Genomic DNA, 22,929 nt, shown 5'->3' with positions numbered 1-22,929 from the left:
CGCGATCATGTTCACGGCAGTCATCCATCTCCCGGGCGCGATCGATCCGGAGCGCATCGACGCCCTCGCCGGCACCCTGGCGGCCCTCGTGACCGGCGTGGCGGCGGGCGTGGTGGGCGATGCGGTGATCGCGGCCGAGCATCCGGACGACCCGGAGGTCGATACCATGGCGGAGAGCACCGGGGCCGCCCTGGTGGCGCGGGGGCGCAGCCCGTGGGTGGCGGCGGCCGGGCTGGCGCGCCGGCCCTGGATGCTGTGCCTGGAGGCCGGCGACGTGCCGGCGGAGGGCTGGATCCGCGTCCTCGACCGGTTCGGCGCCACGACCACCACGGATGCGGTCGGCCGGCTGCGCCGCCCGCACGCCGCCCTGTTCGAGCGGATCGCCGGCCGGCGCGAGGCGCTGACCGGGACCCGGCAGGTGCGGGCCGGCGACCTCGTGCGGGTGCAGGCCCTGCGGGCCGGCCTGCCGCTGAAGGCGCGCCTGCCGGTCAGGCCCCTGCGGGCGGCTTTGCTGCGGGGGTAATCGCCCCCCGCTTCAGGTGCTCGTCGAGGCGCGGCATGATCTCGACGAAGTTGCACGGCCGGTGCCGGTAATCGAGCTGGGCGGCCAGGATGCCGTCCCAGGCGTCGCGGCAGGCGCCGGGCGAGCCCGGCAGCACGAACACGTAGGTCGCGTTGACGACGCCGGCGGTCGCCCGCGATTGCAGGGTCGAGGTGCCGATCTTGTCGTAGGAGATGCGGTGGAACACGGCCGAGAAGCCGTCCATCCGCTTCTCGAACAACGGCTCCAGCGCCTCCGGCGTCACGTCGCGGCCGGTGAAACCGGTGCCGCCGGTGGTGATGACGACGTCGACGCCCGGATCCGCCGCCCAGGCCTTCACCTGACTGCTGATCGCCTCGACCTCGTCCGGCACGATCGCCCGGGCGGCGAGGCGGTGGCCCGCCGCCTCCAGCCGATCCGCGAGCGTGTCGCCCGAGCGGTCGTCGGCGAGCGTGCGGGTATCCGAGACCGTGAGCACCGCGATGCTCAGCGGCACGAAATCCCGGGCCGTGTCGAGGCGGCCTTGGTCGGGACCTGCCATCAGAGCTGCGAGGCCCGGAAGGTGTCGCAGGACTGGGTCTGGCCGCTGCGATAGCCGGTCTGGAACCAGCGCATGCGCTGGGCCGAAGAGCCGTGGGTGAAGGAATCCGGCACGACGTAGCCCTGGCTCTGCTTCTGCAGGCGGTCGTCGCCGATGGCGCTCGCGGCCTGCATCGCCTCCTCGATGTCGCCGGGCTCCAGCGCCTTGAAGCGGTCGTCGGAGTTCTTGGCCCAGACGCCGGCGAGGCAGTCGGCCATCAGCTCGACGCGGACCGAGAGGGCGTTCGACTCGCGCTCGTCGACCTGCTGCTGCTTGCGCTGGACCTTGGGCAGGATGCCGAGCACGTCCTGGACGTGGTGGCCGACCTCGTGGGCGATGACGTAGGCGTAGGCGAAGTCGCCCTTGACCCGGAACTTCTGCTCCATCTCCTTGAAGAAGGAGGTGTCGAGATAGACCTTCTTGTCGAGCGGGCAGTAGAACGGCCCCATCGCGGCCCGGGCCTGGCCGCAGCCGCTGCGGGTGCCGCCGGCATAGAGCACCATCGTGGTCGGGGTGTATTGCCGGCCGGTCTGGTTCGGCAGCACCTGGCTCCACACGTCCTCGGTGTTGCCGAGGATCGCGGCGGCAAACTTGCCGGTCTGGTCGGTGGGAGCGCCGGTGCGGCGGTCGGGCTGCGGCTGGCCTTGCTGCTCCTGGGGAGCGCGCTGGCGGGTCACGGTCTCGGCGCCGCCGATCAGGATCGCCGGGTTGATGCCGGTGACCCAGCCGATGATGCACAGGATCACGATGGTGCCGATGCCGAGGCCCCCGGCGCCGCCGCCCGGGAAGCCGAAGCCTCCCCCGCCGCCGCCCTCGCCGCGACGGTCCTCGACGTTGTCGGACGTGCGAAAATCTTCCCAGCGCATGGTCAGCTACCCGTTGGCCCGTGAACCTTGGCCGCGACGGCTACGCGGCGCAGGCCCGAGGCTCAAGGGTAATCGACGGGAGCCGGCACGGTTCCGCTTGAGAGAGGCTAACGCTCGCCCTCGTCGAGCGCGGCGCGCAAGGCGCGGAAGTCGCGCCAGGCGAGGCGCTTCTGGAGCGGCTGGCGCAGCAGGTAGGCCGGATGCAGGGTGGCGAGCAGCCGGATCTCGCGCTTGTGCGTGCGGTAGGGAAACCAGCGCCCGCGCGACTTCAGGATGCCGTCCTTGGTGCCGGCGAGCGCCTGCGTGGCGACGCCGCCGAGGCAGACCAGGATGTCGGGATCGGCGAGCGCGATCTGCCGCTCGATGAACGGCTTGCAGGTCGCGAGCTCCTGCGGGGTCGGGTTGCGGTTGCCCGGCGGGCGCCAGGGCACGACGTTGCCGACATAGGCGTTCGAGCGATCGAGCCCGATCGCCGCCATCATCCGGTCGAGGAGCTGGCCCGAGCGGCCCATGAACGGCTTGCCGATCCGGTCCTCGTCGGCGCCGGGCGCCTCGCCGACGAACATCACCCGCGCCTGCGGGTTGCCGTCGGCGAAGACGAGGTTCTTGGCGGTGAAGCGGAGCGCACAGCTCTCGAACCGGGCGAGCAGGCCCTCCAGCTCCTCCAGGCTCGCGGCGGTGGCGGCGAGTTCGCGCGCGTCGCCCGCCGCCTCGCCGGGGGCCGCGGCGGCGGAGCGGCCGTAGGTGCTGGGCGCCTCCGCGCGCGGAGGTTCCGGCGGGCGTGCGGGCGCGGCCCGGGCCGGCTCCTCGAACGGCGGCCGCTCCGCCTCGCGCGCGGGGCGGGGAAGCGCCTCGGGCTCGGCCGCCTCCCGCGCGGCGCGGCGCGGCGCTTCCGGCTCGGCGAAGCGGTCGTGCGGCGTCTCGTCCAGCGCGACGTCGACGCCCGCCGCGACGTGGAAGTCGAGGAAGGAGAGCAGGTCGCGGCTGTCGGGAGCGTCGGCTGTCATAGATACGATGTGGCGTGCCGGGCGGCTGTGGACAACAGGTGCGACAGGGCGCGCACAGGCATTCTCGGGCGTGCGACCGGGGGCGGATGCTTGCGCCCGGGGACACGCCGTCGCACGGTCCGCGCCACGGAACCGCTTGAGGCGGCCCAAGATCGTTTATATGTGAACTATCGAGAGACAAGGGGAGGACCAGGATGGAGCTGCCGGAACGCGAGGCGATGGACTTCGACGTGGTGATCGTCGGAGCGGGCCCGGCCGGGCTGGCTGCCGCCATCCAGCTCAAGCAGCTCGCGGCCGAGGCCGGCACCGAGGTGTCGGTGGTGGTGGTCGAGAAGGGCGGCGAGGTCGGTGCGCACATCCTGTCGGGCGCCGTCATCGACCCGAGCGGGCTCGACAGCCTGGTGCCCGGGTGGCGCGAGGACCCGGACCGCCCCCTCAAGACCGAGGTGGTGAAGGACGAGTTCATGTTCCTCGGGCCGGCCGGCGGCATCAGCCTGCCGAACGTCGCCTTCCCGAAGCTGATGAGCAACCACGGCAACTTCGTTGGCTCGCTCTCCAACGTGACGAAGTATCTCGGCCGCAAGGCGGAGGAGCTCGGCGTCGAGATCTATCCCGGCTTCCCGGCCGCCGAGATTCTCTACGACGAGGCCGGCGCGGTGGTCGGCATCGCCACCGGCGACCTCGGCGTCGCCCGCTCGGGCGAGGCGCGGGACGACTTCACCCGCGGCATGGAGCTGCGCGCCAAGTACACGGTGTTCGGCGAGGGCGCCCGCGGCTCGCTGACCAAGAAGCTGATCGACCGCTACCGCCTCAACCAGCATTCCGACCACCAGAAGTACGGGCTCGGCGTGAAGGAGCTGTGGCAGGTCAAGCCGGAGAAATTCCGGCCGGGGCTGGTGCAGCACTCGATGGGCTGGCCCTTGCCGAACAAGGCCGGCGGCGGCTCGTGGCTGTACCACTTCGACGACCATCTGGTCTCGGTCGGGTTCGTCACCCACCTGAACTACGAGAACCCGACCCTGTCGCCGTTCGAGGAGTTCCAGCGCTTCAAGACCCACCCGATGATCCGCGACGTGTTCGAGGGCGCCAAGCGCATCGGCTACGGCGCCCGCGCGATCATGGAGGGCGGCTGGCAATCGGTGCCCAAGCTCGTCTTCCCGGGCGGCTGCCTCGTCGGCGACTCCGCCGGCTTCGTCAACGTGCCGCGGATCAAGGGCTCGCACAACGCGGTGCTGTCGGGGATGCAGGCTGCCGGCGCGATCCACGAGGCGCTGGCCGCCGGCCGGGCCCAGGACGAGTTGACCTCCTATGAAGAGGGCTGGCGCTCGAGCCCGATCGGTTACGACCTGAAGCGGGTGCGCAACGTCAAGCCGCTGTGGTCGAAGTACGGCACGGTGATCGGCGTGGGCCTGGGCGGCCTCGACATGTGGCTCAACGAGCTCGCCGGCCTGTCCTTGTTCGGCACGCTGAGCCACGGCAAGCCGGACTACGCCTGCACCAAGCCGCTCAAGGACGTGAAGCCGATCAAGTATCCCCGTCCCGACGGGGTGCTGACCTTCGACCGCCTCTCGTCGGTCTACCTCTCGAACACCAACCACGAGGAGGACCAGCCGGTCCACCTCCAGGTCAAGGACATGGGCCTGCAGAAGTCCTCCGAGCACGACGTGTTCGGCGGGCCGTCCGGCCGCTACTGCCCGGCCGGCGTCTACGAGTGGATCGAGGAGGAGAGCGAGCCGCGCTATCAGATCAACGCGCAGAACTGCGTCCACTGCAAGACCTGCGATATCAAGGACCCGAACCAGAACATCAACTGGGTCACGCCGGAGGGCCCGGGCGGGCCGAACTACGTGAACATGTAAGGACCCTTGAATGGTGAGAGCGCTTCAGGGTGAAGCGCGTCTCCCCTCTCCCGTGTGGGAGAGGGGTCGGGGGTGAGGGTGCTACGGTCCCGCAGAAGGCTCGAACCGTCCCGCTGCCAGCACGACGCTCAGAGCTTCACACTGAAGCGTGTCACCCTCACCCCTACCCCTCTCCCACTCGGGAGAGGGGATCCCGCGACTTCTCGTTACTGACGTAGAAGTGGGTTTCACGCCGCCCTGACCGTCGTCAGGAACCGCCCCACCTCCCCGCGCAGGTGCTCGGACTGGCGCGACAACTCGCTCGCCGCCGACAGCACCTGGCTCGCCGCCGCGCCGGTCTCGTCCGCCGCGCCTGCGACCCGCACGACGCTTCCCGTCACCTCGTCGGTGCCCTTGGCGGCCTCCGAGATGGTCCGGACGATCTCCTGGGTCGCCGCGCCCTGCTCCTCCACCGCCGCCGCGATGGCGGTGCTCGCTGCGCTGATCTCGCCGATCTGCCCGGAGATGCCGCCGATCGCCGCGACGGCCTGCTCGGTCGAGCCCTGGATGCGGGCGATCTGGCCGGTGATCTCCTCGGTCGCCCGCGCGGTCTGGCCCGCCAGTTCCTTGACCTCGGCCGCCACCACCGCGAAGCCCCGTCCCGCCGCGCCCGCACGCGCCGCCTCAATCGTGGCGTTGAGCGCCAGGAGATTGGTCTGGGCGGCGATCGACGAGATCAGGCCCAGCACGTCGCCGATCCGCGCCGCGCCCTGGCGCAGCTCGTGGACGAGGCGGGCGGTCTCCCCCGCCGCGTCGGCGGCGGACCGGGCCATCCCGGCCGAGGCGCCGACCCGGGCGCCGATCTCGTGCACCGAGGCGCCGAGCTGGCCCGCCGCCGCCGCGACGGTGGCAACGTTCGAGGAGGCTTCCTCCGCCGCGGCGGCGACGCTGGTGCTCTGGTCGGCGGTGCGGCCGGCGATGTCGCTCATGCCGCGGGCGGTCGCCTCCATCTCGGCCGACGCCGCGGTCACCGCGGCCAGGACGCCGCCGACCGAACCCTCGAACCGGTCGGCGAGCTCGCGCAGGGCCGCCCGGCGCTGCGCCTCCGCCCCGACGCGGGCGGCGGCCGCCTCCTGCTCCAGGGCGGCGGCGCGGGCGAGGCCGTCGCGCAACTGCACCATCGCCGCCGCCATCGCGCCGATCTCGCTGCGGGGCGAGGCCGCCGGCACCGCGACGGCGAGGTCACCGGCGGTAAGCCGGCGCATCGCCTCGATCATCCGGGCGAGCGGCCCGGTCACGCCGCGCACCAGCATCAGCGCGCCGCCGGCGATCGCCGCGCAGGCGCCGGCGAGGATGGCGAGCGCGGCGAGAAACCCCGTCTCGGCGGACCGGCTCTCCGCCGCCACGATCGCGCCGAGCGAGGCGGTGGCCGCCGCCCGCGCCTCGCCGATGCCTGAGATGACCTCGCTCGCCTGCCGGAACCATTCCTCGGCCGCGACGGGATAGGGTTCGCGCGCGGCGCCGGCCCGGATCACCGCCGCGCGGGTCGCCTCGAAGGCCTCGACCCGGCGCGAGGCCGCCGCCAGGGCGGTCCGGAATTCCGGCGCGAGGGCCGGCTCGGAGGCGCGGGCCTGCGCCAGCGCCGCCTCGACCCGCCCGGCGAGGCCGGCCAGCGCCCGGACCTGCTCCACCGGCAGCGCCTGCCGCCCGGCGATCGCGGCGTTGAGCCGGCCGCGCTCGCGGCCCGCGAACTCGCCCGCGTCCCACAAGGCCCGCTTGACGTCGAGGCCGTGATGGAGCGCGCTGGGTACCGAGCCGGAGAGGCCGGCCCGCACCGCGTCGAACACGGCCTGCTCGCGGGCGATCACGCCGGTCGCGGCCGGGAACCAGGCTGCCGCCAGATCGGGATCGGGGGTGCCGGCGAGCACGCGGTCGACCCGCTGGCGCAGGCTCGCGAGGTCGCGGCGCGCCTCCCCCAGGGCGACCGCCGCCCGCGCGCCCGCTTCGTCGTGCCGCAACCCGTCCAGGGCGGCGGCGAGCTGGCTGTCGCCCTCCTCGCGCAATCGTGCCAGGGCCGGGTGCTCCGCGGCGGCCGGCGGCCTGGCGAGCCAGCCGTTGGTCAGCCCCCGCTCGGCCGCCAGCGACGCGGCGGCGGCGGCGAGCCCGTCGGTCACCCGGTTGGCCTCCGCCGCCCGGCGCATGATCTCGGCCCGGTTCCAGGCCTCGGCCACCTGATAGCCGGCGAGCCAGACCAGCAGGCAGCCGATCAGCCCCAGGATCAGGAAAATTTGTCTACGCAATGACATGTCCGCGGCTCTGGTCAAATCTTGAGCAATCGCGAGGCATCATCAGTGTTATTACTTAACATCGGTCTTACGCAACGGCCTGCCGACTGGCCCCGGGCGCAAAGCCGCCCCGCGGCGCCGGCGGGCCGGGCCCGCCCGGCCCGCTACCCCCGACACATCGCCGCCGCCGTTTGGTCTTGCCGCTGCCCCGCGCAGGGTCCAATGTCGCGCCGATTTCGCGCGCCGGCTCCGCGGCCGGCGCGATCACGGAGCCACGAGTTTGGTGCTCAAGACCCGAATCCCCGCCCCCCGCCGCGGAGTTGCGCGCGCCGCGCTGGCCCTGCTCCTCGCCGCCTCGACGGCGCCGGCTCTCGCGGCCCGGCTGCCGGCGCGGGAGATCGCGGCTCCGCAGGCCTACGAGCCGGCGGATTCGCTGGAAGGCAACTTCCTCGCCGCCTACATCGCCGGCGCCTCCCGCGACACGGCGGCCGCCGCCACCTATTATCGCGAGGCGGTGAAGGGCGACCCGCGCAACGCGGAACTCCTCGAACGCTCCTTCGTGGCGCTGCTGGCCGACGGCTCCCTGCCGGAGGCGTTTCGCGCCGCCGAGCGCCTGACCGCGCGCGACGGGGCCAACGGCCTCGCCCAGCTCGCGCTCGGCGTGCAGAAGATCAAGGCCAAGCAATTCGCCGCGGCGCGCCAGAACCTCCAGCGCGGCGGCAAGGGCGCGGCCGCCGACCTGACCTCGACGCTGCTGACCGCATGGTCCTATGCCGGGGCGGGCGAGGGCAAGAAGGCGCTCGAGACCATCAACAAGCTCAAGGGCGAGCGCTACTACAACGTCTTCCGCGACTACCATGCCGGGCTGATCGCCGCGCTCGTCGGCGACAAGGTCGAGGCCGAGCGCCGGCTGAAATCGGCCTACGATGCCGACCGCAACACGCTGCGCATCGTCGACGCCTACGGACGCTTCGAGGCCGAATCCGGCCGGCCCGACCTCGCGGTGGCGGCCTACCAGGAATTCGACAACGTCCTGCCGCGCCACCCGATCGTGCGCGACGCCCTCGACAAGCTGAAGGCCGGCAAGCCGCTGACCCCGCTGATCAACTCGGCGCAGGAGGGCGCCGCCGAGGTGCTGTACGGCCTCGGCTCGGCCGGGACCTCGCAGGGCGACGAATTGCCCGCCGTGGTCTACCTGCGCCTCGCGCTCTACCTCGCGCCCGAGCACTCGCTGGCGCTCCTGACGCTCGCCGACACGCTGGAGCGGATGAAGGCGCCCGATCGGGCGAACGAGGTCTTCGCCCGCATGCCGGCGTCCTCGCCGCTCAAGCTCAATGCCGACATCCAGATCGGCCTCAACCTGGAGCAGATGGGCAAGGGCGAGGAGGCGATCGCCCATCTCGACCAGGTCGCCAAGACCTATCCCAACGACATCGACGTGATCTCGGCGCTCGGCAACGTCCAGCGCTCGCGCAAGAAATACGCCGAGTCGGCCCAGACCTACACCCGGGCGATCGACCTGATCGGCGACCAGCCGGCGCGCAACTACTGGACCCTGTACTACTTCCGCGGCACGTCCTACGAGCGCGCCAAGGAGTGGCCGAAGGCCGAGGCCGACCTGAAGAAGGCCCTCGACCTGGTGCCGGCGACCCAGCCCAACGGCCGCGCCCAGGTGCTGAACTACCTCGCCTATTCCTGGGTCGACCAGAACCAGAACATCGACGAGGCGTTCCGCATGCTCAAGCAGGCGGTCGACCTCCAGCCGCGCGACGGCATGATCATCGACAGCCTCGGCTGGGCCTACTACCGCCTCGGCCGCTGGGACGACGCGGTGCGCGAGCTGGAGAAGGCGATCGAGCTCAAGCCCGGCGATCCGACCATCAACGACCACCTCGGCGACGCCTACTGGCGCGCCGGCCGGCGGCTCGAGGGCAAGTTCCAGTGGCAGCACGCCAAGGACCTGAACCCCGAGCCGGAGGACCTGGCGAAGATCGAGGCGAAGCTCAAGGACGGGCTGCCGGAGCTGGAGAAGCCCGCCGCCACCGCCGAGACCCAGTCCGCCCCTGCGCCCCAGCCCGAGATGCCGAAGGGCGCGCCGGCCCCGACCGAGCCGCCGGCGATGGGGACGGAGACGAAGAGCGGGGGCTGAGCGCCCCGCTCCTTCCCCACGATCGAGATGAGTTCGCGGGCGCGGCGCCGCCACGCGCCGCGCCCCATCGCCCTTCCAAGACATCGCCGGTCAAAGACTTGCCGCTCGAGAGACGTCGCCGTGCTCCCCCTCACGACCCGCGCGCCCGCCAAGATCAACCTGACGCTGCACGTCCTCGGCCGGCGCCCCGGCGACGGCTACCACGCGCTGGAGAGCCTGGTGGTCTTTTCCGGCGCGGCGGCCGGCGACCTCCTGACCCTGGAGCCGGGGCCGGCCCTGGACCTCGCCGTCTCGGGCCCGACCGCGGGGCCCGCCGGCCCGATCGACGACAACCTGGTGATGCGGGCCTCCCGCCACCTCGCCGACGAGATCCCCGGGCTGAAGGCCGGGCGCTTCCGCCTCGTGAAGCGCCTGCCGGTGGCCGCGGGGATCGGCGGCGGCTCGTCGGATGCGGCCGCGGCCCTGCGGTTGCTCGGGCGCCTCAACGGCCTTGACCGCGATCACCCGGCGCTGATGGCGGCGGCGCGCCGCACCGGCGCCGACGTGCCGGTCTGCCTCGATCCCCGTGCCCGGATGATGGGCGGCGCGGGCGAGGCGGTCGGCCCGGCCCTCGCGCTGCCCCCGGTGCCGGCGGTGCTGATCAATCCCGGCGTGCCGGTCGAGACCGCGCCGGTCTTCCGCGCCCTCGGGCTCAAGGTCGGCGAGGCGCATCCCTTGGCCGAGGAGGCGCATCCGGAGATCGACGGCGCGGACGGTCTCGAGGCGCTGCTCGCTCGCATCCTGCCGGCCCGCAACGACCTCGAAGCCCCCGCCCTCACGGTCGCCCCGGTGATCGGCGACACCCTGGCGGCCCTGCGCGACCAGGCCGGCTGCCGGCTCGCCCGGATGTCGGGATCGGGCGCCACGGTGTTCGGTCTGTTCGGCCACCGCTCGGCGGCGGTGCGGGCAGCGCGGGCGATCGCGGCGGTGCAGCCGGGCTGGTGGGTGCGGGCGACGCTGCTGCGCTGACGCGATCCGTCCCTCAAGACATCCCGACGGTCATGACCCGGGTTCTCGCCTCTCGGCGAGCCCCGGGATGCAGAGGACATGTCGGCATGAGACATGTCGATGGGCGTGCGAACGCGATCGAGGTAGCCGGCCCCGGAAAGGAGCGCTTCAGCGCGCCCGGGCGATGCAGAAATCCACGGCTTCGAGCAGCGCCTGCTTCATCGGCGAGGCCGGAAACGGCGCCAGCGCGTCCTTGGCCCTGTCGCCGTACTGGCGGGCGCGCTCGATCGTATCCTCGAGGGCGCGGTGGCGGCGCATGATCGCGAGCGCGGCGTCGAGGTCGCGGGCTTCGTCGATCTCCTGGCGCTCCAGGGTGCGGCGCCAGAACGCCCGCTCCTCGTCGCTGCCGCGGCGGAACGACAGCACCACCGGGAGAGTGATCTTGCCCTCGCGAAAATCGTCGCCGACGTTCTTGCCGAGATCGGCGCTGGTGCCGCCGTAATCGAGGGCGTCGTCGACGAGCTGGAACGCGATGCCGAGATTCATGCCGTAGCTGCGGCAGGCGGCGATCTCGGCCGCCGGCCGCTCGGCGATGACCGGGCCGACCTCGCAGGCGGCGGCGAACAATTCCGCCGTCTTCGCCCGGATCACCGCGAGGTACTCGTCCTCGGTGGTCTCGGTCGAGCGGGCGGCGGTGAGCTGCATCACCTCGCCCTCGGCGATCACCGAGGCGGCCGAGGACAGGATGTCGAGGGCGCGCAGCGAGCCGACCTCGACCATCATCTTGAAGGCCTGGCCGAGCAGGAAGTCGCCGACGAGGACGCTGGCCTCGTTGCCCCACTTGATCCGGGCCGCGACCTTGCCGCGGCGCATGTCGCTCTCGTCGACGACGTCGTCGTGGAGTAGCGTCGCGGTGTGCATGAACTCGACGCTGGCGGCGAGCTTCACGTCGCCGTCGGCGGCGGGGTCGTAGCCGGAGAGCGCGGCGGTCGCGAGGGTCAGGATCGGGCGCAGGCGCTTGCCGCCCGAGGAGATCAGGTGGTTGGCAACCTCCGGGATCATCGTCACGTCGGAGCCGGTGCGCGACAGGATCATCGCGTTGACGCGCTCCATCCCGCCCGCCACCAGGCCCACCAGGGCGTCGAGGCTGGCCTCCGGATCGGAGGGTCTGTCCTGAAGGGGAAGTACGACGCCCACGCCCGCGCGATCTCCTGGGAGCCGCCCCGAACCGCGGGGCACCTCGATCAACTCCCGCCCCCTTTGGCACGCGAGCGCCCCCGGCGGCAACACGCAAGCTGCCGCAAGCACCGGAAAGCCGGGCCCGCAGCCTGGGGATGCGGCGCAACCGGCGCGCCGGTGTGGTATGGCCGCCGCGATCCGAGCAGGGACCCCGTGCCGCACCATGATCGAGCTGATCCGCACCAACGACCTCGTCCTGATCGGCTTCGCGGAATCCCTCCTCGCCGGGGCCGAGATCCCGGTCCTGGTGGCCGACAACCACATCAGCGTGATGGAGGGGATGATCGGCGCCTTCCCGCGCCGGCTGCTGGTGCCGGAGGACCACGCCCGCCAGGCCCGGCGCATCCTCACCGATGCGGGCCTCGCGCACGAGTTGCGCCACCCGTGAGCGACGCCCCTCCCCCCTCCGAGGCCTGGCTCGGCGGGCGGCTCTCCCTGCGCCAGCCGCCCCGCGGTGCCCACCGGGCCGGGACCGACGCGGTGCTGCTCGCAGCCAGCGCCGGGGCGCGGGCCGGCGAGACGGTGTGCGACCTGGGCGCCGGCACCGGCGCGGTCGGGCTCGCGGTCGCCCGCGCCTGCCCCGAGGCGCGGGTGATGCTGGTCGAGCGCGACCCGGAGGCCGCAAGCCTGGCCCGCCTCAACGCGCAGGAGAACGGCGTGGCGGACCGCGTCCGGGTGATCGAGGCCGACGTGACGGCGCCGGGCCGCGAGCGGCGCGCCGCCGGGCTCCTGCCCGATGCGGTCGACCTGCTGCTGACCAACCCGCCCTTCTTCGAGCCCGGCCGGCACCGCGCCTCGCCGGTGGCGGTCCGGGCGGCGGCGCACGGCTTTGCCGAGCCCGGCGGGCTGGAGGCGTGGCTGCGCACCTCGGCCGACCTCGTGCGCCCCGGCGGCCGGCTGGTGCTGATCCACCGGGCCGACGCGCTTCCCGCCTGCCTCGACGCCCTCGCCGGCCGCTTCGGCGCGCTCCGGGTCACCCCGGTCCAGCCGCGAGCGGAGGCCGCGGCGATCCGGGTGCTGGTGGCGGGGGTGCGCGGCAGCCGGGCGCCGTTCGCTCTCGCGCCGGCCCTGGTGCTGCACGGGCCGGACGGGCGGTTCACGGAGCGGGTCGAGGCGATGCACCGGGGCGAGGTGGCACCCTAACATCATCGCCCAACCAGGAAGTCGCGGGATCCCCTCTCCCGTGTGGGAGAGGGGTAGGGGCGATCGAAGATCGCGCAGGGTGGCGCGCTTCCGTGTGATACTGAGCGCGTTGAGCCGGGTATCTCAACGCTTCAGGGTCATTGCGGAACCCGAGCCACCCTCACGCGGGATCTTCGATCCCCACGGCCCCTCTCCCACACGGGAGAGGGGAAGTGCTCTGCCTTGAAACGGCGGCGCAAACCACGGCATGATCTCGCCCGCATCAATCACCGCAGCGAGACCGTCCCGCCCGGATGGCGCCAGATCTTCCCGTCGAGCTCCAGCTCCATCAGCAGCCCCTGGACCACCCGCGCCGAGACCCCGGCCTGCCGCGCCAGCGCATCGACCGGCACCGGCGACGGGCCGAGGAGTTCGAGCAGGATGGTCCGGTCGTCCCGCTGCCCCGCCGGCACGGGCGCCTCGTCGAGGACGCGCTGCGCCGGCTCGGCCGCCATCGCGGTGACCGGCTCCTCGGCGGAGAGGTCGATCTCGTCCCAGTAGAGCGCGGGCTCGGGCCGGTCCGCCGCATCCTCGGCCCCGGTCTCGGGCGCGGGGCCGCCGATCAGGGGTGCGAGCACCGCCATCACGTGCTCGGGGGCGGCGCAGAGGGTGGCGCCGTCGCGGATGAGGTCGTTGGTGCCCTCGGCCCGGGGATCGAGGGGCGAGCCCGGTACGGCGAAGACCTCGCGGCCCTGCTCCAGGGCGAAGCGGGCGGTGATGAGCGAGCCGGAGCGGCGCGCCGCCTCGACCACCACCGTGCCGAGGGAGAGCCCCGAGATGATGCGGTTGCGGCGCGGGAAGTCGCGGCCGCGCGGCTCCCAGCCCATCGGCATCTCGGCGACGACCGCACCGCCCTGGTCGAGGATGCGCGCGACCAGCTCCTCGTGCTCGGACGGGTAGATCCGGTCGTGCCCGCCGGCCAGTACCGCGACGGTGCCGCTCTGGAGCGCCGCCTTGTGGGCGCGGGCATCGACGCCGCGGGCCAACCCTGAGACGATCACCAGCCCCTCGGCGCCGAGGGCGTGCGACAGCCGCTCGGTGAAGGTGAGGCCGGCGGCCGAGGCGTTGCGCGAGCCGACGATGGCGACGGCCGGGCGCGTCAGGCAGGCGGCGTCGCCGCGCAGGCAGAGCAGCGGCGGCGCGTCGGCGGTGGCCTGGAGCGGCAGGGGATAGTCGGGCTCGCCCATCGCGACGAACCGGGCGCCGAGGCGCGCGGCCGCCGCGATCTCGCGCTCGGCCTCCGCCTTCGTCGTCACCCGGATCGGCTTGCCGCGGGCCTTGGCGAGGCCAGGGAGGGCCTTCAGTGCCGGGCCGGCGCCGCCGAAGCGGTTCACCAGACCCCGGAAGGTTCGGGGACCGACGCCCTCCGAGCGGATCAGCCGGAGCCAGTCGAGGCGCTGCGCGTCGCTGAGGTTCACGACCCTCTCCCTCTGGGTGAGGGTCGATGTCAGACCTTCAGCCCTTCTGCCCGATGCGCCCCTCGGTCCCTGCCGCGAGGCGGCGGATATTGGGCGCGTGCTTCCACCATAGCAGCAGGGCGAGCACGCAGAACAGCAGCGCGAGGCGCCCCTGCCCGAACGCCCACAGGGCGGCGGGGGTGGCGGCCGAGGCCGCGAGCGCCGAGGCCGAGGAGTAGCGAAGCAAGGCCGCGAGGCCGAGCCAGACCACCGCGAAGACCAGCACCCCGAGGGGAAACAGCCCGAGCAGCACGCCGATGAAGGTGGCGACCCCCTTGCCGCCCTTGAAGCCGAGCCAGACCGGGAAGAGGTGCCCGAGGAAGGCGCCGAGGCCCGCTGCCAGCGCCGCCTCCGGCCCGCCGAGGCGCGACGCGATCAGGACCGCGGTGGTGCCCTTGAGCGCATCGCCGAGCAGCGTTGCGGCAGCGAGGCCTTTCCGCCCGGTGCGCAGCACGTTGGTGGCGCCGATATTCCCTGAGCCGATCGCCCGCACGTCGCCGAGGCCGGCGAAGCGCGTCAGGATCAGCCCAAAGGGAATCGCCCCGAACAGGTAGCCGACGACGAGCCAGAGGGCGATCTGCGTCCAGTCCGGCGCCATCAGCGCGTCTCCTCGGTGCGGTGGACGATGCGGCCCGCCACCATCGTGAGGGCGGCCTGCCCCTGGAGCCGGGCCTCGTCGAAGGGCGAGTTCTTCGAGCGCGACTTGAGCTGGCGCTTGTCGAGGACGTAAGGCGCGTCCGGGTCGATCAGCACGAGATCGGCCGGGGCGCCGGGGGCGAGGCGCCCGGTCTCGCGGCCGAGCACCCGCGCGGGCGCCGCCGAGAGGGCGGCGAGCAGCCGCGGCAGACCGATATTGCCGGCATGCACCAGGCGAAGCGCGGCGGCGAGCAGCGTCTCGATCCCGAGCGCCCCGTCGGCGGCCTCGGCGAAGGGCAGGCGCTTGGTCTCGACGTCCTGCGGGTTGTGGTCGGAGACGACGACGTCGATCACGCCCTCGTTGAGCGCCGCCACCACCGCCTGGCGGTCGGCCTCGGTGCGCAAGGGCGGCGAGAGCTTGCAGAAGGTGCGGTAGTGGCCGATGTCGTTCTCGTTCAGCACCAGGTTGTTGACCGAGACGCCGCACGTCACCGGCAGGCCGGCCTCCTTGGCCCGCCGCACGATCTCGACCGAGTCGGCGCAGGAGATCATCGCCGCGTGGTAGCGCCCGCCGGTGAGGCGCACGAGGCGGATGTCGCGCTCCAGCAGGATCGTCTCGGCCTCCCGCGGGATGCCGTGGAGACCGAGCCGCGAGGCCATCTCGCCCTCGTTCATCACGCCGTCGCCGACGAGGGTCGGTTCCTCGACGTGCTGCATCAGGAGCACGCCGAAATCGCGGGCGTAGGTGAGCGCGCGGCGCATCACCTGGGCGTTGGTGACGGCCTTCAGCCCGTCGGTGAAGGCGACGGCGCCGGCCTCGGTGAGCAGGCCGAACTCGGTCATCACCTGGCCGGCCAGCCCCTTGGTGATGGCGGCGGCCGGCAGCACGCGGGTGCTGGCGGTGTCCCGCGCCCGGCGCAGCACGAAGTCGACGATCGCCGGATCGTCGATCGGCGGGTTGGTGTCGGGCATGCAGACCAGCGTGGTCACGCCGCCGGCGGCGGCGGCCGCGCTGGCGCTCGCCAGGGTCTCGCGGTGCTCGGCCCCCGGCTCGCCGACGAAGGCGCGCAGATCGACGAGGCCGGCGGTGAGCACCTGGCCGCCGCACTCGATCACCTCGGCGTCTTCCGGCAGGGCGGCGGGGGTGCCCCAATAGACGTCGGCGATGCGGTCGCCGCGGACGAGGACCGCGCCCGGGCCCTCGCGGCCGGTGGCGGGGTCGATCAGGCGGGCGTTGGTGAGGAGGAGGCAGGAGGAGGACATCGGCCTACGGAGCGAGAAGATTGGGGTGGGAGCCGCGGGCGGGGATGTCAGCCCGCGATCCCGTCGAGCACCAGGGCGCGGACGAGGCCGCTGCGGGTGAGACCGCGGCGCTCGGCCGCCTGGTCGACGGCCTGGAGCTGAGCGTCGTCGAGGCCGAGCTCGTCGGCGGGCGGCCGCACGGCGACCGCGACGTGGCCCGATGCGAGCGCGGCGGCGACGTCGGGGTCGGAGCGCAGGACCTCGATGGAGCGCGGCGCCGGCAAGGTCAGACCGTCCTCGCGCGCCAGAGCCGCCCACTGGGCCAGCGCCTCGGCTCCCTGCGCCAGGGTGTCGTCGGCCGATTCGCCGGCGGCGATGCAGCCCGGCAGGTCGGGGAACCAGAGCCCCCACAGGGTGCCGGGCTCCTTCTCCAGTATGCCGATATACGCCGTCACGGCTCCTCGCTCTCGTCCAGCCACCCGGCATTGCGCGCGATCGACCGGGCGGTCCCGGGCGGAAGGCTTCCGCGGCCCCGGGGCACGGCGACGTGCGGGCGTCCCGGCATCATGTAAATGTCGTGCGGTCCCTTCGAGGGGCGGATCCGCCACCCCTCGCGTTCGAGGCGCCGCCGGATCGCCTGGATGTCAAGGTCGAAGGCCCGCGGCGGCATGTCAAGCGCCCGGCGCCGTCACGCGTTCGGCAGGTGCGTCGCCAGCGCTTCCAGCACCGCCATCCGCACCGCGACCCCCATCTCGACCTGCTCCCGGATCAGCGACTGCGCCCCGTCGGCGACCTCGGACGAGATCTCGACGCCGCGGTTCATCGGGCCGGGATGCATCACCAGCGCGTCGGGCTTGGCGTGGCTCAGCTTGTCACCGTCGAGGCCGAAATAGCGGAAATACTCCTTCACCGAGGGGACGAAGGAGCCGTTCATCCGCTCGCGCTGGAGCCGCAGCATCATCACGATGTCAACGCCCGCCAGCCCCTTGCGCATGTCGGTGAAGACCTCGACGCCGAAGCGCGCGAGGCCCGGCGGCAGCAGGGTCGAGGGGCCGATCACCCGCACCCGGGCGCCGAGCGCCATGAGCAGGATGATGTTCGAGCGCGCCACCCGCGAGTGCAGGACGTCGCCGCAGATCGCGACGATCAATCCCTCGATCCGGCCCTTGTTGCGCCGGATGGTCAGCGCGTCGAGGAGCGCCTGGGTCGGGTGCTCGTGGGCGCCGTCGCCGGCATTGACCACCGCGCAATCGACCTTGCGGGCGAGGAGATGCACCGCGCCGGCCTGGTGATGGCGCACCACGATGATGTCGGGGCGCATCGCGTTCAGCGTGGCCGCGGTGTCGATCAGGGTCTCGCCCTTCTTCACCGACGAGGAGGCGACCGACATGTTCATCACGTCGGCGCCGAGGCGCTTGCCGGCCAGCTCGAACGAGGATTGCGTCCGCGTCGAGGGCTCGAAGAACAGGTTGATCTGGGTGCGCCCGCGCAACGTCGTGCGCTTCTTCTCGACCTGGCGACTGATCTCGACGGCCTCGTCGGCACGGTCGAGGAGGGCCGCGATATCGAGGGGCGAGAGGCCCTCGATGCCGAGGAGGTGGCGGTGCGGGAAGCCGGGGGGTGCCTGGGTGCTCATCCTGAGACGAGCGCTATAGGAGCCGCGGGCCCGAGCCGCAAGGACGGCCTTCGCGGAACGCGCCTGCATCATCGGGGGTATTTGACAACCGCCGCGTCATCACCCACTTGTCCGCTTCGCCGCGCGAAAATCCGTGCCGGCCGCCCCGCACAAGTTGAAGCCCGATCTGCCGCGGTGTGCTCTTCGAAGAGGCAGCCCGTCCATGAAAGTCGTCGTCGTCGAGTCGCCGGCCAAAGCCAAGACGATCAATAAATACCTCGGCAGCGACTACGAGGTGCTGGCCTCGTTCGGGCATATCCGGGATCTTCCGGCGAAAGACGGCTCGGTCGATCCCGAGCAGGACTTCCATATGCTGTGGGAGCTGGAGGATCGGGGGGCCAAGCGCGTCGCCGAGATCGCGAAAGCCGTGAAGGGCGCCGACAAGCTGATCCTCGCGACCGACCCGGACCGCGAGGGCGAGGCGATCTCCTGGCACGTGCTGGAGGCGCTCCAGGCGAAGAAGGTGCTCAAGGACGTCCACGTCGAGCGCGTCACCTTCAACGCGATCACCAAGGACGCGGTCGCGACCGCGATGGCGCAGCCGCGGGAGATCGACCAGGCCCTCGTCGACGCCTACCTGGCACGCCGCGCCCTGGACTACCTCGTCGGCTTCAACCTCTCGCCGGTCCTGTGGCGCAAGCTGCCGGGCGCCCGCTCGGCGGGACGGGTGCAGTCGGTGGCGCTCCGCCTCGTCTGCGACCGCGAGCGCGAGATCGAGACCTTCAAGCCGCGGGAATACTGGTCGATCGTCGCGACGCTGAAGACCGCGAACGGCGCGGTGTTCGAGGCCCGGCTGGTGGGCGCCGACGGCAAGCGCATCCAGCGCCTCGACGTCGGCACTGCGGACGAGGCCGAGGCCTTCCGGCGCGACCTGGAGCTTGCCACCTTCACGGTCGCCTCGGTCGAAGCGAAGCCCGCCAAGCGCCACCCGCAGCCGCCCTTCACCACCTCGACCCTGCAGCAGGAGGCCTCGCGCAAGCTCGGGCTGGCGCCGGCCCAGACCATGCGGGTGGCCCAGCGGCTCTACGAGGGCGTCGAGATCGGCGGCGAGACCGTCGGCCTCATCACCTACATGCGGACCGACGGCGTCGACATGGCGCCCGAGGCCGTCGCCCAGGCGCGCCAGGTGATCGGTGCCGAGTACGGCGACGCCTACGTGCCGGGGGCGCCGCGCAAGTACAGCGTCAAGGCCAAGAACGCGCAGGAGGCCCACGAGGCGGTGCGACCGACCGATCTCGGCCGGCTGCCGAAGGACGTCGCCCGCTACCTCGATCCGGAGCAGGCCAAGCTCTACGAGCTGATCTGGACCCGCACGGTGGCGAGCCAGATGGAATCGGCGGAGCTGGAGCGCACCACCGTCGAGATCTCGGCCCAGGTCGGGCCGCGCCGCATCGACCTGCGGGCGACCGGCCAGGTGGTGAAGTTCGACGGCTTCCTCACCCTCTACCAGGAGGGCAAGGACGACGAGGAGGACGAGGAGTCGCGCCGCCTGCCGCCGATGAAGGCCGGCGACGGGCTCACCCGCGAGCGCATCGCGGCGACCCAGCACTTCACCGAGCCGCCGCCGCGCTACTCCGAGGCGAGCCTGGTCAAGCGGATGGAGGAGCTCGGCATCGGCCGGCCCTCCACCTATGCTGCCGTGCTCCAGGTCCTGCGCGACCGCGAATACGTCAAGATCGACAAGAAGCGCCTGGTGCCGGAGGACAAGGGCCGGATCGTCACCGGCTTCCTCGAGAGCTTCTTTCGCCGCTACGTCGAGTACGACTTCACCGCCGACCTGGAGACCCAGCTCGACCGGGTCTCGAACGCCGAGATCGACTGGCGTGCGGTGTTGCGCGATTTCTGGCGCGATTTCTCCGCCGCGATCGCCGGAACCAAGGAGCTGCGCACGGCCGAGGTGCTGGAGGCGCTGAACGGGCTTCTCGCCGAGCACATCTTCCCGCAGAAGGCCGACGGCGCGAATCCGCGCGCCTGCCCGAATTGCGGCGGCGGCCAGCTCTCGCTCAAGCTCGGCAAGTTCGGCGCCTTCGTCGGCTGCTCGAACTATCCCGAGTGCAAGTACACCCGCCAGCTGAACGCCACGAGCCTCGACGGCGACGGCGAGGGATCCGGCGAGGGCGGCCAGCCCGGCGTGCGGGTGCTCGGCGACGATCCCGAGACCGGGCTGCCCGTCACCCTGCGCGACGGCCGCTTCGGGCTGTTCCTGCAACTCGGCGAGGCCTCGGCCGAGAAGGGGGCGGAGAAGCCGAAGCGCTCCTCGCTGCCGAAGGGCCTCGCCCCCTCGGCGGTCGACCTGGAGAAGGCCCTGAAGCTCCTGTCGCTGCCGCGCGAGGTGGCGCGCCACCCGGAGACCGGCGAGCCGATCCTGGCCAATATCGGTCGCTACGGCCCTTACGTGCAGCACGGCAAGACCTACGCCAATCTCGGCAAGGACGACGACGTGCTGGAGGTCGGCGCCAACCGCGCCATCGACCTCATCGTCCAGAAGGAGCAGGGCGGCGGACGCCCGGCGCAGGATCCGGGCCGGCTGATCGGCACGGCGCCCGACAGCGGCAAGCCGGTCACCGTCAAGGCCGGCCGCTACGGCGCCTACGTGACCGACGGCGAGATCAACGCCACCCTGCCGAAGGGGGCTGACGCCGAGGCGGTGACCCTGGACGAGGCCCTGCGCCTGATCGCGGCCCGGCGCGAGGCCGGGGGCGGGACGAAGAAGAAGGCGGGGGCGCGCAAGGCGTCGGCGAAGCCGGCCGCCAAGGCGAAGTCTGCGGCCAAGGAGGTCAAGGACGACGAAGCCAAGGGCGACGAGGCCAAGCCGAAGCCCGCGGCGCGCAAGGCCCCGGCTAAGAGTCCAGCCAAGAGTTCAGCCGCGAAGTCTGCGGCGCCCAAGAAGGCGCCGGCGAAGAAGCCCGCCGCGAAGAGCGCGGCCGGCGAGTAGGGCGCGGCGGCAAAACCCCTCTCCTGGGGGGAAGCGGTCCCCGCTGCCGCGGGGACCGGGAGGGAAGCGGCGCGCCGCCGATCGGCGCCCTCCTCCCGCGGACGATGGGACGGGACCCGGCTCGGAGGGTCCCGCCGGTCCATCGACCATCCTGCGCCGGCTGCAGCGCGTCCAATCGCCGTCAGGACGCCGCGATCGGGCTAAGCGGACTTGCGTTGGCAGGCCAACGCTTCGTCCGCTCAGGTTCTTGTTGTGCCGCGGATTTTTGGCGCCGAACCGGCAACCACTCCGGCGAAGTCTGCTTAGAACACCGCCTGCCCGAGCAGCACCGCCGCGATCACGATCACCACGGCGATCACCAGGAACAGCCCGAACAGCAGCCGCGCGATGCCGCGGGCGCCGGACGCGACGTTGGTGAAGCCGAGCGCGCCGGCCACCAGCGAGATCACGAAGAAGATGATCGCCCATTTCAACATGGCGGGAGCACTCCGGTCGGACGCCAACAAGTCGCTGCGATAACCGGCACCGCCACGCTTCGTTCCGGACCGCCCCCTCCCATCCACCGCGCCCCGCTGCGCCGTTCGTTCGCATTGCTGAAGGACACCTGCGCGCGCTACACCCGGGCCGGATGTCGATGGATGCCAAGTCGATGGGTCCCAAGGCGATGGGTCGTCTCACGCGGCTGGCGCAGCCCGGCCATTTCATGCGCTGGTCGGGGTCCCTCCTGCCCTGGGTGGCGGGCCTCGCGATCCTGCTGCTGGCGGTGGGCCAGTACATGACCTGGTTCGTCGCCCCGCCCGACTACCAGCAGGGCGAGACGGTGCGGATCATGTACATCCACGTGCCGGCGGCCTGGATGGCGGTGTTCTTCTACGGCGCCATGGCGGTCTCGGCGCTCGGCACCCTGATCTGGCGCCATCCCCTTGCCGACGTGGCGCAGCGCGCCGCGGCCCCGATCGGCGCCGCCTTCACGCTGATCTGCCTCGTCACCGGTTCGCTCTGGGGCAAGCCGATGTGGGGCACCTACTGGGTCTGGGACGCGCGCCTGACCTCGATGCTGGTGCTGTTCCTGATCTATTGCGGGCTGCTCGCCCTGTGGCGGACGATCGAGGATCCGAACCGGGCCGCCCGGGCGGTGGCGATCCTGACGCTGGTGGGCGCGGTCAACCTGCCGATCATCAAGTTCTCGGTGAACTGGTGGTCGACCCTGCACCAGCCGGCCTCGATCCTGCGGATGGGCGGGCCGACCATCCATCCGACCATGCTCTACCCCCTGCTGGTGATGATCGCCGCGGCGTCCGTGCTCGGCATCGCCCTCCACGTCCAGGCGATGCGCACCGAGATCCTGCGCCGGCGCGTGCGCACCCTCACCATCCTCGAGGCCGAGCGGCTCGACGCCGCGCTCCTCGCGCCGCAGGCGGCCTGACCCGCATGGATCTCGGACCGCACGCCGCCTTCATCCTCGGCGCCTACGGCTTCACCGCCTTGGTGATCCTCGGCCTCGTCGCCCACGCGATCCTCGACCGCCGGGCGCAGGAGCGGGCGCTCGCCCGGCTCGCGCAGGAACCCCCGCGGGGCCGCCGGTGAGCGAGGCCCCCGTGCATCCGGTCGAGGAGACCGAGGAGGCGCCGCGCCGCAGCCGGCTCTTGTTCCTCCTGCCGCTCCTCGCCTTCGCGGCGCTGGCCGGGATCTTCCTCGGCAAGCTGCTCACCACCGGCTACGACCCCTCGGCGATCCCCTCGGCGCTGATCGGGCGACAGGTCCCCGACTTCACCCTGCCGCCGGTCCCCGGCCTGACCCGCCAGGACGGCGCCGCGGTGCCGGGCCTCTCGGCGGCCGACCTCAAGGGCAAGGTGACGGTTCTGAACGTCTGGGCCTCGTGGTGCGCGCCCTGCCAGGTCGAGCATCCGATGCTGGTGCGGCTCTCGCGCGACGGGGTGAACCTCGTCGGCATCGACTACAAGGACCAGCCCGAGAACGGCCGCCGCTTCCTCGGCCGCCACGGCAACCCCTTCCGGGCGGTGGGCGCCGACGAGGCCGGCCGCGTCGGCATCGATCTCGGGGTCTACGGCGTGCCCGAGACCTTCGTGATCGGCCCGGACGGGCGCATCCGCGAGAAGCTGGTCGGCATCCTGACGCCGGAGACCTACGACGCGTTCCTGGCCCGGGTCCGGGCGATGCAGTAGCGAGGGCGGGGCTACAGGCCTCGCCCCCTTTCCCGGACGACTGGAGCGTCAGCGGTAGGAGATCCGGGGTTCAGCAAAAAGAGTGCCGCGAAGCGGCTTCTTCGGTGCACCGTTGCAGACGCAC

Annotated in this window: 22 protein-coding genes; 10 read left to right on the top strand and 12 right to left on the bottom strand. The window is 72.3% G+C overall.

The features are described from left to right. Positions 1 to 7: 7 nt before the first annotated feature. On the top strand, positions 8 to 523 hold the full coding sequence (locus ACS5PV_RS25915) for a hypothetical protein (RefSeq protein WP_455398216.1): 516 nt from the start codon (positions 8 to 10) through the stop codon (positions 521 to 523). Here the strand turns inward: ACS5PV_RS25915 and moaB are convergent. The 3 genes from moaB to ACS5PV_RS25900 all read right to left on the bottom strand — a co-directional run bounded on the left by moaB (position 489) and on the right by ACS5PV_RS25900 (position 2,994). Further along, positions 489 to 1,082 carry a molybdenum cofactor biosynthesis protein B gene (gene moaB, locus ACS5PV_RS25910; protein WP_455398215.1) on the bottom strand — a complete coding sequence of 198 codons (594 nt, stop codon included), beginning with the start codon at positions 1,080 to 1,082 and terminating at the stop codon, positions 489 to 491. The genes ACS5PV_RS25915 and moaB overlap by 35 nt on opposite strands. Continuing rightward, the gene (gene ypfJ / locus ACS5PV_RS25905; RefSeq protein ID WP_455398214.1) at positions 1,082 to 1,987 is read right to left on the bottom strand and encodes a KPN_02809 family neutral zinc metallopeptidase; all 906 of its coding nucleotides are present in this window, start codon (positions 1,985 to 1,987) and stop codon (positions 1,082 to 1,084) included. The genes moaB and ypfJ overlap by 1 nt, the downstream gene beginning before the upstream one ends. A 107-nt stretch (positions 1,988 to 2,094) precedes the next feature. Next, a complete protein-coding gene (locus ACS5PV_RS25900) occupies positions 2,095 to 2,994 on the bottom strand; it encodes a uracil-DNA glycosylase (RefSeq protein WP_455398213.1) in 900 nt (299 codons plus the stop codon). Between the two features lie 194 nt (positions 2,995 to 3,188). Here ACS5PV_RS25900 and ACS5PV_RS25895 point away from each other — a divergent pair, with 194 nt between their 5' ends. Beyond that, a complete protein-coding gene (locus ACS5PV_RS25895) occupies positions 3,189 to 4,853 on the top strand; it encodes an electron transfer flavoprotein-ubiquinone oxidoreductase (protein ID WP_455398212.1) in 1,665 nt (554 codons plus the stop codon). Positions 4,854 to 5,080: 227 nt separating this feature from the next. Here the strand turns inward: ACS5PV_RS25895 and ACS5PV_RS25890 are convergent, their stop codons facing one another. Beyond that, a complete protein-coding gene (locus ACS5PV_RS25890) occupies positions 5,081 to 7,138 on the bottom strand; it encodes a methyl-accepting chemotaxis protein (RefSeq protein WP_455398211.1) in 2,058 nt (685 codons plus the stop codon). Between the two features lie 262 nt (positions 7,139 to 7,400). Between ACS5PV_RS25890 and ACS5PV_RS25885 the strand changes: the two genes are divergently transcribed. Both ACS5PV_RS25885 and ACS5PV_RS25880 read left to right on the top strand, forming a co-directional pair. Continuing rightward, complete coding sequence (locus tag ACS5PV_RS25885) at positions 7,401 to 9,266, top strand: tetratricopeptide repeat protein (protein ID WP_455398210.1); 1,866 nt, start codon at positions 7,401 to 7,403, stop codon at positions 9,264 to 9,266. A gap of 120 nt (positions 9,267 to 9,386) precedes the next feature. Further along, positions 9,387 to 10,274 (top strand): 4-(cytidine 5'-diphospho)-2-C-methyl-D-erythritol kinase, encoded by an 888-nt coding sequence (locus tag ACS5PV_RS25880; protein WP_455398209.1) that lies wholly within the window; start codon positions 9,387 to 9,389, stop codon positions 10,272 to 10,274. 147 nt (positions 10,275 to 10,421) lie between these two features. Here ACS5PV_RS25880 and ACS5PV_RS25875 read toward each other — a convergent pair whose 3' ends face one another. Then, positions 10,422 to 11,450: a polyprenyl synthetase family protein gene (locus ACS5PV_RS25875; RefSeq protein ID WP_455398208.1), complete on the bottom strand. Its 1,029-nt coding sequence runs from the start codon at positions 11,448 to 11,450 to the stop codon at positions 10,422 to 10,424. 205 nt (positions 11,451 to 11,655) lie between these two features. Between ACS5PV_RS25875 and ACS5PV_RS25870 the strand changes: the two genes are divergently transcribed. Together ACS5PV_RS25870 and ACS5PV_RS25865 are read left to right on the top strand one after the other, a co-directional pair. Next, the gene (locus ACS5PV_RS25870) at positions 11,656 to 11,880 is read left to right on the top strand and encodes a putative signal transducing protein (RefSeq protein WP_093568463.1); all 225 of its coding nucleotides are present in this window, start codon (positions 11,656 to 11,658) and stop codon (positions 11,878 to 11,880) included. Further along, positions 11,877 to 12,635, top strand: coding sequence for a tRNA1(Val) (adenine(37)-N6)-methyltransferase (locus ACS5PV_RS25865; RefSeq protein ID WP_455398207.1), 759 nt, complete (start codon positions 11,877 to 11,879; stop codon positions 12,633 to 12,635). The genes ACS5PV_RS25870 and ACS5PV_RS25865 overlap by 4 nt, the downstream gene beginning before the upstream one ends. Positions 12,636 to 12,901: 266 nt before the next feature. On the opposite strand, the gene dprA is transcribed toward ACS5PV_RS25865, so the two are convergent. From dprA to ACS5PV_RS25835, 6 genes are read right to left on the bottom strand one after another with little or no spacing between them, the layout of a single operon-like run. Next, positions 12,902 to 14,092 (bottom strand): DNA-processing protein DprA, encoded by a 1,191-nt coding sequence (gene dprA / locus ACS5PV_RS25860; RefSeq protein ID WP_455398206.1) that lies wholly within the window; start codon positions 14,090 to 14,092, stop codon positions 12,902 to 12,904. Positions 14,093 to 14,129: 37 nt separating this feature from the next. After that, positions 14,130 to 14,729, bottom strand: a complete 600-nt coding sequence (gene plsY, locus ACS5PV_RS25855; RefSeq protein ID WP_455398205.1) for a glycerol-3-phosphate 1-O-acyltransferase PlsY — start codon at positions 14,727 to 14,729, stop codon at positions 14,130 to 14,132. After that, on the bottom strand, positions 14,729 to 16,030 hold the full coding sequence (locus tag ACS5PV_RS25850) for a dihydroorotase (RefSeq protein ID WP_455398204.1): 1,302 nt from the start codon (positions 16,028 to 16,030) through the stop codon (positions 14,729 to 14,731). The genes plsY and ACS5PV_RS25850 overlap by 1 nt, the downstream gene beginning before the upstream one ends. Positions 16,031 to 16,077: 47 nt before the next feature. Beyond that, on the bottom strand, positions 16,078 to 16,464 hold the full coding sequence (locus ACS5PV_RS25845) for a type II toxin-antitoxin system HicB family antitoxin (protein ID WP_455398203.1): 387 nt from the start codon (positions 16,462 to 16,464) through the stop codon (positions 16,078 to 16,080). Beyond that, a complete protein-coding gene (locus tag ACS5PV_RS25840) occupies positions 16,461 to 16,679 on the bottom strand; it encodes a type II toxin-antitoxin system HicA family toxin (RefSeq protein ID WP_455398202.1) in 219 nt (72 codons plus the stop codon). Before ACS5PV_RS25840 ends, ACS5PV_RS25845 begins: the two co-directional genes overlap by 4 nt. 18 nt (positions 16,680 to 16,697) lie before the next feature. Next, entirely contained in the window at positions 16,698 to 17,645 is a 948-nt protein-coding gene (locus ACS5PV_RS25835; protein ID WP_455398201.1) for an aspartate carbamoyltransferase catalytic subunit, read from the bottom strand. 202 nt (positions 17,646 to 17,847) lie between these two features. Here ACS5PV_RS25835 and topA point away from each other — a divergent pair, with 202 nt between their 5' ends. Further along, positions 17,848 to 20,619 carry a type I DNA topoisomerase gene (topA, locus tag ACS5PV_RS25830; RefSeq protein WP_455398200.1) on the top strand — a complete coding sequence of 924 codons (2,772 nt, stop codon included), beginning with the start codon at positions 17,848 to 17,850 and terminating at the stop codon, positions 20,617 to 20,619. A gap of 302 nt (positions 20,620 to 20,921) precedes the next feature. On the opposite strand, the gene ACS5PV_RS25825 is transcribed toward topA, so the two are convergent. Continuing rightward, on the bottom strand, positions 20,922 to 21,095 hold the full coding sequence (locus ACS5PV_RS25825) for a DUF1328 domain-containing protein (protein ID WP_048450062.1): 174 nt from the start codon (positions 21,093 to 21,095) through the stop codon (positions 20,922 to 20,924). A gap of 158 nt (positions 21,096 to 21,253) precedes the next feature. On the opposite strand from ACS5PV_RS25825, the gene ACS5PV_RS25820 reads away from it, so the two are divergent. Genes ACS5PV_RS25820 through ACS5PV_RS25810 form a run of 3 tightly spaced genes read left to right on the top strand, consistent with a single transcriptional unit; the run spans position 21,254 to position 22,805 of the window. Further along, positions 21,254 to 22,045, top strand: a complete 792-nt coding sequence (locus tag ACS5PV_RS25820; RefSeq protein WP_455398199.1) for a heme ABC transporter permease — start codon at positions 21,254 to 21,256, stop codon at positions 22,043 to 22,045. A 5-nt stretch (positions 22,046 to 22,050) separates the two neighbouring features. Beyond that, positions 22,051 to 22,206, top strand: a complete 156-nt coding sequence (ccmD, locus tag ACS5PV_RS25815) for a heme exporter protein CcmD (protein WP_139035846.1) — start codon at positions 22,051 to 22,053, stop codon at positions 22,204 to 22,206. Further along, the gene (locus ACS5PV_RS25810) at positions 22,203 to 22,805 is read left to right on the top strand and encodes a DsbE family thiol:disulfide interchange protein (protein ID WP_455398198.1); all 603 of its coding nucleotides are present in this window, start codon (positions 22,203 to 22,205) and stop codon (positions 22,803 to 22,805) included. Before ccmD ends, ACS5PV_RS25810 begins: the two co-directional genes overlap by 4 nt. The last annotated feature ends 124 nt before the right edge of the window (positions 22,806 to 22,929 follow it).

Source organism: Methylobacterium sp. Gmos1, from assembly GCF_053764715.1.
The sequence above is the reverse complement of the archived record's forward strand: the minus strand, read 5'-3'. Positions and strand labels throughout refer to the sequence as shown.